General features: G+C 37.9%; 1 protein-coding gene and 1 pseudogene. One reads left to right on the forward strand and one right to left on the reverse strand.

Annotated features, from left to right (window positions below):
• Window positions 1–174, forward strand: a pseudogene (locus ACMZ6U_RS09775) (IS481 family transposase); the annotation flags it as partial.
• Between the two features lie 46 nt (window positions 175–220).
• On the opposite strand, the gene ACMZ6U_RS09780 reads toward ACMZ6U_RS09775, so the two are convergent.
• Window positions 221–3,334, reverse strand: a complete 3,114-nt coding sequence (locus ACMZ6U_RS09780; RefSeq protein WP_416108253.1) for a DEAD/DEAH box helicase — start codon at window positions 3,332–3,334, stop codon at window positions 221–223.
• Window positions 3,335–3,551: the final 217 nt, after the last annotated feature.

Raw genomic sequence — 3,551 nt, forward strand, 5'->3', positions numbered from 1 at the left:
GCGTAGCCATCGCAATGACAATGAACGTTTTTACCAACATCTCCAGTTTTACTCTTACGAAGACCTCAACAAATGAAAGCCTATCTCTACAAATCAAACAGACTACCTATGCAGACTTTAGGCTGGAAATCTCCTATCGAAATCAGAAAAATCCTATCAGGAGCTAGCTCCTGATAGGATAACAAAACATTCTTCTTAAACAACTCTTTTTGGTCTCACATCATTGACAAATGTTCAATCTGCCGACACCTATACCAAGTATCTCTTTAATATCTTCAATACTCATATTCGCTCTCGTTTCATTACCATCTAAAACAGTGGTGACAAGATTTTTCTTGCTCTCTTGCATTTCTAAAATCTTTTCTTCAATCGTTCCGCGTGTAATCAAGCGGTAAACTTCGACATTTTCTTTCTGACCAATCCTATGTGCACGACTGATTGCTTGCATCTCAACAGCAGGATTCCACCATAAATCAATCAAAACAACCGTGTCAGCACCTGTTAGATTAAGTCCTACTCCCCCAGCCTTTAAAGAAATCAAGAAAGCATCTTTGGAACCAGCGTTAAAAGCTCGTGTCATCTCTTGACGTTGATTAGCTGGAGTTGACCCTGTTATTTTATAAGTGCTCAACCCTAATGTTTCAAGTTCTTTCTCTGCAATATCAAGCATTCCTCTAAATTGTGAGAATATCAAAGCACGATGCCCATTTTCTCTAATTTGAAGTAGCAACTCACGCAAACTGTCCAACTTCCCACTATCTCCAGAATAATCCATAAAGAGGCTTGGAGTATCACAAATTTGACGCAATCTAGTAATACCAGATAAAATCTCAATTTTTTGACGATTAATTTCTGAATCACTGGAGTGACTAATACGTTCTTGCATTTGGCGTAACTGAGCAAGATATATCGCTTTTTGACTTTCTGCCAACTCATTAGGATAAGTAATTTCAATCAAATCAGGCAACTCCGGTAAGACATCTTCTTTCTTACGGCGAAGGACAAAGGGTTTGATGTAGCGAGAAACCTGGTTAGCGTCTAGTTTCAAAAAGGCTTTTTGGCTAGGCAAAAGACCAGGTAAGACAATTTGAAAAATGGACCAAATTTCTAACAGTTTATTCTCAATAGGCGTTCCTGAGAGCGCAAAAACATTCTTGACATCAAATTGTCGTAAATAATGGGCAATTTTGGTCTGGGCATTTTTCATGACCTGAGCTTCATCCAAAATGAGATAATCATAGGCAAAGGCTTGATATGCTTCAAAGTCTTGGCGAAATGAACTATAACTTGTAATAGTCACTTGATGATTTTCAGCAATAATCTGGTCACGTACTGGTTTCAAGCCATAGGAAACAGCCACATCAATCTGGGGTGCAAACTTATGGAATTCTTCTTGCCAATTGTAAATCAAGCTAGAAGGAGCCAAAACCAATACGCGCCCCTCTTTTGATAATTTACTTGTTAAAAAAGCAATGGTTTGCAATGTTTTTCCAAGACCCATATCATCTGCTAAAATACCGCCAAAGCCATAATGATCTAACATTGATAACCATTGAACGCCTCTGAGCTGATAATCACGTAACTCAGCTTGTATAGATAGCTCAGGGATATCAAATGCTTCAGGATGACGTAAATCTCTAGCTAAATCTTGAAATTCTTGAGAAAAGATGACCTGTTCTGAACTCGTAAACGTTTCTGATAAATGAAAGGCTGTGATACTATCCAACTGGACATGACCATTTTGAATAGGCTTGGCTCGAAGTTCTTCCAACGACTTACTTATCTTTTGAGTTTCTTGGTCAAAGACAACCATTTTTCCTGATTGGGCAATAAAGTAAGCTTGATTATCGAAGAGAGCTTGAAGGGCTTGGTCAACATCTTCTTCGCCTAGCTCTGTAAAATCAAAGGATACATCCAAGAGTCCGCCTTGACGCTCTACTCTAACTTTAGGACGTTCTACCACTCTCATCGTTTCCAAACGTTCCGAAAGCTTAACAGCTCCTAATTGGCGAAACTTGGGAAGACTTGTTTGAAAGAATTTAACCAAATCATCACTAGATGAGAGAACTTTCTCGCTATGTAAATCAAGACCAAATCCCTCTTTGTCAAGCAATTGAAAAAGTCTATCTTCTTTCTTGTAATGCACCGCAAAAGGTAACTCTTTCAGTTGCGCTTTACTGGTAATCTCGAGGTCATCAAACTGTAAGCTGGCTTGTAAGACAAGGCGATTCTCACTTTGTAAGTCAAAGTCAAAAAGCGGTTTAAACTCTCTTTGTTCAAATGTTTTAGGAGCAGCCACTGATCCAAGAAGCGCAAAATCCAAAAGGCTTGCTGCCAACTTATCCCGATCATCTAAATCAAAATACAAGTGCTTCGTTAAATCCTCAGCAACCGGTAGTGTTTTCAAAGCACTCACCAACTTCTGTTGTTTACGATCCAAATAATAAAAATGACCGTTCGTAAAAAGATATTGATTGTCAAAATAAGCTTGATAACTGCTTTCTCTGACCCGTAATTCAATAGCCTTCTGATGCACTTCCACTTCAAACTCAAAGAGATGGTGATCTGGTTGAAGATAAGTGACATCTATATGATGGTAGGTTTTCAAACCAACTTCCAAACTGAATGCTTCTAGCTGATTGAGTAAACTCAAACCTTCCTCAAAGAAGCCTGATGATAAGAGAAGATGGCGATGATGATTGGGATATAAAAATGCTAATTCTTGTTGAGAAGTCTCAGGTGTTATACGCCATAAAAACTCAATCAGTTGTTGACTAGCATCATCAAATTGTCCAAATGATAAGGGTTCATAATAATGCTTTCCAATTTGATAAAAGGATTCCTTTTTGACAAGATTGAGAAAACTCTTGACATCACGAATAACATAACTTCTCTGGTCAGGCAAACGACGGATACGAAGCGTCCACCAGATCTCATTCGAATACAGACTTTGCTGACCCTCAGCACTGAGGCTGAAGACATCATCGTTACTTTCATTCATTTGTAGAGTATCTAAAAATAAACTTCCAAATGACTGACGTTCTGAAACCTTTCCAATGATCTCAGCTTGTTCCTCCAGTTCTTCTGCTAATTCCTGCCCTTGAGTATCGTTTTTTAAAAAATATTCAATCGCAGCTAGATGTTCGCAGTAAGACTTTTCATGGAAAAAAGCACATTGACAAGTAACAGCTTCATCATCCAAAGAATAGTGAATGACGACCCCATCAACACTAGCTTGTAGTGCGATTTTTTCTTGAGAAATAATCGAAATCGCACCTGCTTCATAAAAAGCAATTCCTTGATTACGGATACGACCTGGAATTAATTTTGCCATAATTGTTTTACCTCTCATGCCAGATAAAGCTGATTAAAGGACTTTATTGCAATAACTTACTTAGCTAAACCTCGCATTATCTATCCCTTTATTATAACAAAAAGCCTAGTATTTCGCTTATGATAATTGGATAATAGAATGATTTGCCAGAAGAATCAAAAAACTTTACCCTATCTAATAGGTAGTCGCATAACTTCTTAGGTTACCAATTAAAAAA

Origin of the sequence: Streptococcus pluranimalium (assembly GCF_047785745.1) — a bacterium.
Taxonomy (GTDB): domain Bacteria; phylum Bacillota; class Bacilli; order Lactobacillales; family Streptococcaceae; genus Streptococcus; species Streptococcus pluranimalium_B.

Coding starts and splice junctions, on each gene's coding strand:
- ACMZ6U_RS09780 (WP_416108253.1), bottom strand. CDS start 3,334: ATGGCAAAATTAATTCCAGGTCGTATCCGTAATCAAGGAATTGCTTTT.